The 6,159-nt window shown below is 67.3% G+C and carries 6 protein-coding genes and 1 pseudogene; 3 read left to right on the top strand and 4 right to left on the bottom strand.

What is annotated here, in order from left to right; translation table 11 throughout:
- The first annotated feature begins 115 nt into the window (after nucleotides 1–115).
- Nucleotides 116–592, top strand: a complete 477-nt coding sequence (locus tag ACGFYQ_RS41960) for a GNAT family N-acetyltransferase (RefSeq protein ID WP_393752610.1) — start codon at nucleotides 116–118, stop codon at nucleotides 590–592.
- A 35-nt stretch (nucleotides 593–627) separates the two neighbouring features.
- Nucleotides 628–2,050 (top strand): annotated as a pseudogene (locus ACGFYQ_RS41955) (NF041680 family putative transposase).
- Here the strand turns inward: ACGFYQ_RS41955 and ACGFYQ_RS41950 are convergent.
- From ACGFYQ_RS41950 to ACGFYQ_RS41935, 4 genes are all read right to left on the bottom strand, one after another.
- A complete protein-coding gene (locus ACGFYQ_RS41950; protein WP_393752608.1) occupies nucleotides 2,007–2,447 on the bottom strand; it encodes a hypothetical protein in 441 nt (146 codons plus the stop codon). The pseudogene ACGFYQ_RS41955 and the gene ACGFYQ_RS41950 sit on opposite strands and share 44 nt — an antisense overlap.
- A 196-nt stretch (nucleotides 2,448–2,643) precedes the next feature.
- On the bottom strand, nucleotides 2,644–2,871 hold the full coding sequence (locus ACGFYQ_RS41945) for a hypothetical protein (protein ID WP_393752606.1): 228 nt from the start codon (nucleotides 2,869–2,871) through the stop codon (nucleotides 2,644–2,646).
- Between the two features lie 69 nt (nucleotides 2,872–2,940).
- Nucleotides 2,941–3,150: a hypothetical protein gene (locus ACGFYQ_RS41940; protein ID WP_393752604.1), complete on the bottom strand. Its 210-nt coding sequence runs from the start codon at nucleotides 3,148–3,150 to the stop codon at nucleotides 2,941–2,943.
- Nucleotides 3,151–3,793: 643 nt separating this feature from the next.
- Nucleotides 3,794–4,237 carry a phage tail protein gene (locus tag ACGFYQ_RS41935; protein ID WP_393752602.1) on the bottom strand — a complete coding sequence of 148 codons (444 nt, stop codon included), beginning with the start codon at nucleotides 4,235–4,237 and terminating at the stop codon, nucleotides 3,794–3,796.
- 291 nt (nucleotides 4,238–4,528) lie between these two features.
- Between ACGFYQ_RS41935 and ACGFYQ_RS41930 the strand changes: the two genes are divergently transcribed.
- The gene (locus tag ACGFYQ_RS41930; RefSeq protein ID WP_393752600.1) at nucleotides 4,529–5,398 is read left to right on the top strand and encodes a recombinase family protein; all 870 of its coding nucleotides are present in this window, start codon (nucleotides 4,529–4,531) and stop codon (nucleotides 5,396–5,398) included.
- Nucleotides 5,399–6,159: the final 761 nt, after the last annotated feature.

Below are 6,159 nucleotides of genomic sequence, written 5' to 3'. Positions count from 1 at the left end.
GGTCGCCTGACCCCCATCGAATTCGAGACCGTCATGACCACACCGGCCCTCCAAGCCGCGTGACCCAACCTGTCACCCAAACCTGCAGCAGACCCATCTGCGCCAGGATGAAGCCGTGGATGACATCGCTTACCGCCCTGCCCAGCCCCATGAGCTAGCCACCGTCGCTGAGTTGCGGTGGCGGTGGGTGCAGGAGCTCTACGGAACGCCCGACACCACGCTGGACGAGTTCGTTCCCCGGTTCGTTGCATGGGCCCGGGAGACCGAGTCCTCGCATCGGTGCTTGGTGATGGTGCGTGACGACGTTGTGATCGGAATGGCCTGGCTGGCGATCACGCAGCGTGTGCCGCATCCGCGCGCGTTCGAGCGGATGTCGGGGGACGTGCAGTGCACGTACGTCGTGCCGGATGAGCGCGACCGCGGCCTGGGCGGCGAGCTGATCGAGGCGGTCTTGGCGTGGGCAAGGGACCTCGGTCTTGAACGGGTGACTGTTCACTCCAGCGACCGGGCGGTTTCGGCGTACTCCCGTCATGGCTTCGAGGTCTCTCCGCGTCTGCTCCAGGTCGAGGTTGGGCAGGGCGGCGCGGGGTGAGTCCTCTGACCGGTGGCCGGGGTGAGTCGCTGGCCATGTTGTCGCGGTTCCGGGCGGACTTCTATGGGTGCCTCACTGGTCGCTCGGACGCGTTGTTCGAGCTGACGGACGCCCTCCTTTGCACGGAGGGCCCTGTCAAAACGCTGGTGGATCTCGCACTCGCGCCAGAACACCGGCGGGGTCACGGAGCCCTGTACGGCGGCCTCAACCAGGGGCGGATCGACTTCGGTCGGCTCCGTCGGGCCCTGGCCGGCCTGCCGTTGCCGAGAGCGGCGGAGGGCAGGCTGGTCCTGGCCGTCGACGTATCGCCCTGGCTGCGGCCGGACGCCGCGACCTGCCCGGACCGTTCCTTCTGCCACACATACGGCCGGGGTCAGAACGAGCACCGGATGATCCCGGGCTGGCCGTATTCGGTCGTGGCCGCACACTGGAGACCGGCCGCACCTCCTGGATCGCCGTTCTGGACGCCATCCGGCTGAGCCGGGCGCCGATCTCGCGGCCGTAACCACCGCCCAGATCCGTGAGGTCACCGAGCGGCTCATCGCCGCCGGCCAGTGGCGGGAAGGGGACCCGGAGATCTCGGTCGTCCTTGACTCCGGATACGACGCACCTCGCATCGCTCACCTCCTGTCCGGCCTGCCGGTGCAAATCCTTGGGCGGCTCCGGTCCGACCGGGTCATGCGACGGCCGACACCACCTCGCGTCTACGACCCGAGAGGCGGGCGCCCGCCCAAGCACGGCGGCGAGTTCGTCTTCGGCGACCCTTCTACGTGGGGCACCGAGCAGACCGTGACGACCACGGACACCCGGCTCTATGGAAGAGCCACCGGGCAAGCCTGGGACCGGCTCCATCCCCGGCTCACCCGCCGGGCGGCCTGGCTCGACCACGACGGGCCACTGCCCATCATCGAGGGCACCGTCATCCGCCTGGCCGTCGAGAAACTGCCCTCGGGAGGAGTCAACAAGCCGGTCTGGCTCTGGTGATCCGCCACCGCAGCCACGGCTCAGGACGTCGACCGCTGCTGGCAGTCCTTCCTTCGACGCTTCGACATCGAGCACACGTTTCGCCTGTTCAAGCAGACCCTGGGATGGACGAAGCCTCGCCTCCGTGACTCCGCTGCGGCAGACCGCTGGACGTGGCTCGTGATCGTCGCCCACACTCAGCTCCGTCTTGCCCGCCCACTGGCCACCGATCTCCGGCGACCATGGGAAAGGCCGACGCCACCGAACAAGCTCACCCCGGCAAGGGTCCGGCGAGGGTTCAGAAACCTCCGCGCGAAAACACCGTCGCCAGCGCGTGCACCGAAACCCTCCCGGCCCGGCCCCGGGCGCCCGCCCGGCTCGAAGAACCGGCGGTCGGCCACCCGCTATGACGTGGGACGCGTCCTCGCCACCGGCCAGGCATACAGCCGACCTATCCATCACAAGGTGGGAACCAAACCACGGCGCGTTGGATAAACGACAAGCTCAGACGTGCGACGGTCTCCGCGAACGCCCGGCGGTCGGCATGGAAGTGACGCGCTCGAACCCACCAGAAGCCGAAGAACTGGCGCTGGACCGGGAGGGTCAGGGCCCCCAGCAGCTCCAGCTTGGTGACCTCCTCGCGCTCCGACAGCACCACCATCCGGGCGTGGCCGGCGTAGGCGACGGCGAAGTCGATAAGGCTGCGGGAGGGCCAGCTACCGGCGAACGTCTCGACGTAGTCGTTCATCCACCGGGTGGCATCATCGATCCGCTGCAGCCAGCGTTCCCGCTCGCCCGTCAGCCGTTCCCGCATGACCGGTGTGCAGGCGGGATCGTCGGCAGCCGGGAGCTGGAAGTTCTGGAGGCGCGTGGCCGCCATCAGGACGGTCATCAGGTGGGTGTTGAAGGTGTCCCGGGGCGGCGTGCGCGTCCCCGATCCGCTTCTTGCGGGCATCCAGCCGGGGGGTGACTATCAGGCCGGTCGCGGTGGTGGTCACCACGGCGGTGACGGCGGCCACGAAGATGATCCACACAGTGTTCGGCATGCGGGACATGGTCCCGCACCCTGCGGGCCTCGGCGGTCGCTCTCAGCTCTCCGGGTCCCCGGCGGCCTCGCCGCGCTCCGTCCAGGTCTTGAGCACGTGCTGGCGGCCGTCCGTCTCGGTGATGAGCTGGATCATCACAGCCGGTTGGGCGCCGTAGAGCCCGACCCACTTCGTGTACCGGTCCTGTGCGGGGCCCGGGACGGTCCACTCGCCCTCGTCGGCCGGGCCGTCGGCCGTGAACTGCAGCCGGGCGAGGTGCCTGGTCCCCATGGGCTGCTCCTCGCCTCGGGTGCTCGGTCTCATTGTCTCCCTGTGCGTGGCCTGCCGGCCTGGGCATGGTCAGCGCTGCTGGCTGAGGGCCCTGAGAACCAGCGGACGGGGCATTGCGGGCTTGGCCCGCTTGGCGAGGTCGTTGGCGCTGGCGCCTGTCTTGGCCTGCTCGGTGCGGAGCGCGATGCCGAGCAGGTTCCGCGCTGAGTCGAGGTTGTCCAGTGCCTCCAGGACCGCCTCGACGGCCTGGTCGATGGTGGGCGGCCGGTCCGTGGTCAAGGTGTTGACCACCTCCGGGGGCGTGCCCGGTTCTTGGTCTTCGCCGGGGCCCGGCTGAGGGTGGTCAACGTCTTGACCGGTCTCGGCGGGCCGGGCATCGAGCGGGGCGCGGCTCCAAACCGTGCGCTGCCACGGAGCATGGGCAGTCGGCTTATCGGCCCAACACCCTCCGGAGGGGCCAAGGTCCTAGGCTCGGTTCGACTCAGGCGAAGGGGAGGCGATGCCCCGCGTGACGCAAGGGCCAGAAGAGGAGTATGGGCCTGGGAGCCCGGACTATGGCTTGTCGTACGAGCCCGATCCGTGGGCGGAGCCTGCGGAGGAATACGGTCTTGGGAGTCCCGACTACGGCTTGTCGTACGAACCCCATCCATGGACCGACCCGGAGCCGTACGAGAGCCAGGACCGTGGGGACGGGGGCTTCACGCATGACGACGCCGAGTCGATGTGGGAGGCGGCCTTCCGGGATGGTCACATCACCCGGGAGCAGTTCCAGAGCAGGAGGCGAGGAGCAGCTCAGCCTGCCCGGCTTGACGAACCATCGAGCACTTCATAGGTCAGCTGGGGCGAACCGAGGGCCTGCGTCGACATGGCACTGGCCCTCGGGCGAGGTGCTACTCGTCACCAGGAGGCGTTTGGCAGAACGTCATACGTTCACGATCTCCATCGCCGTGTAGCTGATGGTGACCTGCTCCACCGCAGCGCTGGAATCCCCGGCCTGCAGAGCAGGGCCGTCCCAGGACTTGGCGATCGCGTTTTGGTACTCGAACCGGCGGACCGGCTCCTTCTTGGCGTTAACCATAGTGAGGACGACCGTCTGGCGGCTGTCGTCCACCTTGGTCGGGTCCATGCAGGCGCGGAGCCAGTCGGTGAGCTGGGGGGTGTTGTCCATGATTCTTGAGATGGTGACCTCTGCGGCCCCGGCGGGCGGGCCGGAAACCAGGTCCACCATGTCGTTGCCCTCGGGGGAGAAGGCGCGGACCTCGACGAATTCCCTTCCCAGAGTCGGTGCGGACACCGACTGGGCAGTTGCCACGTTGAAGCCGCCCAGGTCAAGCATCCAAGCGTACGAGATGGCGTTGTCAGCCATGACGAGTCCTTTCGATTGGGCCGGTCAAGCCCTGCGCCCATGCCCTTCCGGGTGCAAAGAAGCGACCGGCTCCGAGTCAACGACACACCCGATCAAACGGAAACGCCATCGGCACATGAACCTGAACTAGAGCGGGCGGACGGCACATTGGGCGGAACCAATCGCACCGTTTCATAGGTGGTCGCTCGTGAAACACCCGGCCGCGCGGTCGTCCACCTGCGGCGATCACGTTTCATGAGTTGTTGCAAACGACTGGACGCCTGAAACACCCTCATGAAACGATCGGAGGTCATGAGCGACGACTTCAAGCGCGTGGAATCGCACGAATGCCCGATGTCCACCTGCGCCGCCCCGGCGGGCTCCCCGTGCCGGACTGGCAAGGGCAAGGTGGCGATCCAGTACCACACCGCCCGCTTCCGCCTCGTGCCCCAACTCGCCAAGGTGCTCAGCGTGCCGACCCCCGCCGTACGCAAGCCGGGGTCTGTGTGGACCGAGCTGCCCCGGCTGGTGAGCGCCGGCGCCGAACTGGTCGGGCACGTCCGCCTCGGATACGCGCGCGCCTCGACCGCCCGGCAGTCCCTCGATGCACAGCTCGACTCCCTCGCCGAGGCCGGGGTGACGCGCGTCTTCTCGGAGAAGATCTCCACCCGTGCCACCCGGCGCCCCGAGCTGGAGGCCGCCGTGAAGCTCGCCGGGGAGATCCGCTCCTCCGGCGTCGCCGTCACCCTCGTCGTCCACGAGCACAAGCGGCTCGGCCGCGGCATCGAACTCGCCATGCTCGCCGAGGAGCTGAAGGCGAGCGACGTCGGCCTGGAATTCCTCACCGGGGAACTGAAGGGCTCGCACGATCCCTCCGGCATCGTGTTCACGGTGCTGGCGGCCATGTCCGGCATGGAGCGCGAGTACATCCGCGACCGCACCCTCGAAGGCCACGAGTCCGCCCGCAAGCGCGGCAAGACCATCGGCGGCGCGGGCGTCACCGACGAGTCCATGCTCTCCATGGCCCTCCACCTACGCGACCAGGAGATGAGCCTGCGCGACATCGCCAAGCGCCTCGTCATCACCACGGGCGCGAAGAAGGGCCAGCACCCCTCGCCCGCCACCGTCATGCGGATGCTCCGCGAACACGACGAACAGGCCGCCACGGCGGCGACCGCGTGATCCCCCGGCTAGTTTGCGGCTGGTGTCTGAGCTAGGACTCCAGGGCCATCTACAAGTACGTGCCCGAACTTTCCGCGGGCGGCTGCCCCGCCATCGGCGGCCAACGCGAGGCCGCCGGGAACATCGGTACACCGTTCGCCTGAGGAACCACGGCCGATGGCTTGCCTCAAGCGTTCCTATTTAGACCCCAAGTAATGTATAAACGTGACATACCCTCGTGTACAGCATGAAAAGCGGCATATCTTCCCTCGGTGTCGTCTTGGACGCAGTGAATTGGACCGGATCTTCGCCGTGGCGTCTGAAGGAATCCCCGCAGAGGTCGTCTCGGTCTCCACCTTGCGAGACGGGACCCGACTTCGACAGCCTTCATTGCCCGAGCTGATCAATGCCGTCAAGCAAGGGACAACGTCGGGAGACGTTGAGCACTGGAACAATCTCTCGCTAGAGGCTGACCAAGGGCATGAACGCCAAGCGCTGGTCTCAATCACCGAAGGGCGAACTTTCGTCCGCGTCGCCGGGCAGGACGCGACCTGGGCGTACGGGCAGGCTGCGCGCCTCTACCTGTTGTTGTCCGGGACTGGCGCTCGCGAGCAAGGCAGGGACCCACATGCAATGCTTCCGCGGTTCGTCGCCCTCTTCTTTCTCTTGGGATGCGTGACCATCCTTCTAGGGCCTGTGTGATGTCGTGATCATTCCGCGGTCTTCAGCAGGTCGTCGATCCAGATCATTGCGGCACGGAGGTGGAGGCCGGCGAGGTAGCT

This window comes from Streptomyces sp. NPDC048258 (genome assembly GCF_043201995.1).
In the GTDB taxonomy this organism is placed as follows: domain Bacteria; phylum Actinomycetota; class Actinomycetes; order Streptomycetales; family Streptomycetaceae; genus Streptomyces.
This window is presented reverse-complemented; position numbering and strand designations above follow the sequence as displayed.

Bases quoted from the DNA above. Each gene is read 5' to 3' on its own strand.
- ACGFYQ_RS41930 (WP_393752600.1), top strand. From the start codon at position 4,529: ATGAGCGACGACTTCAAGCGCGTGGAATCGCACGAATGCCCGATGTCC.
- ACGFYQ_RS41935 (WP_393752602.1), bottom strand. From the start codon at position 4,237: ATGGCTGACAACGCCATCTCGTACGCTTGGATGCTTGACCTGGGCGGC.
- ACGFYQ_RS41945 (WP_393752606.1), bottom strand. From the start codon at position 2,871: ATGGGGACCAGGCACCTCGCCCGGCTGCAGTTCACGGCCGACGGCCCG.
- ACGFYQ_RS41950 (WP_393752608.1), bottom strand. From the start codon at position 2,447: ATGACCGTCCTGATGGCGGCCACGCGCCTCCAGAACTTCCAGCTCCCG.